Here is a 652-nt window from a genome sequence, read left to right as displayed (position 1 = left end):
AATGAAAGCGCGCAATAGTGGCACAACAATTAACATCAGCTCTATTGCAGGTAAAAAGACGTTCCCTGACCTCGCTGCATATTGTGGGACTAAGTTCGCAGTTCATGCAATTTCAGAAAATGTGCGCGAAGAAGTGGCCGCATCAAATGTGCGTGTTACGACTATTGCACCGGGCGCAGTAGAGACGGAACTGCTTTCTCACACCACTTCACAAGACATTAAAGATGGATACGATGCTTGGAAAGTGGATATGGGTGGTGTACTCGCCGCAGACGATGTCGCGCGTGCAGTAATGTTCGCTTACCAACAACCACAAAATGTCTGTATCCGAGAAATTGCGCTCGCGCCGACCAAGCAGCAACCATAATCTGGTGACAACTTAATTTCCCATATACTAAGCAAACGATTTGTTCTATATCAAAACGTTTGCTTTTTTTATATTATTAACTCATCGGATAACCTTATTCTTTACAAGCTTTATTTGAAATAACTCGCAAATTTGTTTAACTTTCAGTGATATCAAATACAGCACACATCACTTACATGAACGAACAAGAAATCAAGCCATCCCTTATCATTGTCGAAGACGATCCAAAACTACAAGATATGCTCGGTGAGTACTTTGTAGAACAAGGCTTCGACGTCCGCTGTA

1 protein-coding gene and 1 pseudogene are annotated in these 652 nt (G+C 42.2%); both read left to right on the top strand.

Annotated features, from left to right (window positions below):
* Positions 1-367: SDR family oxidoreductase (locus tag R7R24_RS27650; RefSeq protein WP_318120264.1), on the top strand; the 367-nt coding region annotated here is incomplete at its 5' end.
* A gap of 176 nt (positions 368-543) precedes the next feature.
* Positions 544-652: pseudogene (locus tag R7R24_RS27645) on the top strand (DNA-binding response regulator); the annotation flags it as partial.

The sequence above is a fragment of the Vibrio sp. 704 genome (assembly GCF_033339295.1).
Note: the sequence above shows the minus strand (reverse complement) of the source record. Positions and strands in the feature narration are given on the sequence as shown.